Raw genomic sequence first — 592 nt, 5'->3', positions numbered from 1 at the left:
ATTCCAATAAATTGAAACTCCAGTTAATAGAATAAGTATAATAATATAATTGAATTTCATCTGTAATGCATTTACATAAACTATACTCGTGACATAACCAAACAAAATCATTATCACAAAAGTCAAATACAAACCAAAATTAACATAGATATCGCCCAATATTTCAGAACCTTCACCTGAAGTTGGATTTTTCCCTTGACCTAAATACGTAAAAAAGGTAGTAGTAGCGACATACTCTTCTGGTATATTAAAAGTATTCATAAAAGTAGATGTTGCAAAAGGAATAGCACTTAAAGTCCCCGTTACAAAAGTTATACCATATAAATAAGGATGTTTGTCAGGAACAACATCTAATGCTCTATATTGTATTCTAACTGATAGAGCAAGTTCATCTGTAAATCCAACATCATTTTCATGATTTTTATAATTAGTATAGCCACGTTCGAATATATTTCCTTGTTCAACTTGATTGATATCTCTTGATCTACCAAATTTTAAGATTGTAAAAGTAACTGCTCCTATAAAAACAAACATGCACAATCTTCTTAAAGAAATACTTTTTAAAAAAATAGCATATGAAGCTCCTATTATC

Annotated in this window: 1 protein-coding gene; it reads right to left on the bottom strand. The window is 28.7% G+C overall.

Annotated elements, in window-relative coordinates; all coding sequences use genetic code 11:
- Window positions 1-534: hypothetical protein (locus tag GOQ24_RS16330; RefSeq protein WP_160340175.1), on the bottom strand; the 534-nt coding region annotated here is incomplete at its 3' end.
- Window positions 535-592 lie beyond the last annotated feature (58 nt).

It is taken from the genome of Myroides sp. LoEW2-1, from assembly GCF_009767705.1.
Classification (GTDB): domain Bacteria; phylum Bacteroidota; class Bacteroidia; order Flavobacteriales; family Flavobacteriaceae; genus Flavobacterium; species Flavobacterium album_A.
Note: the sequence above shows the minus strand (reverse complement) of the source record. Positions and strands in the feature narration are given on the sequence as shown.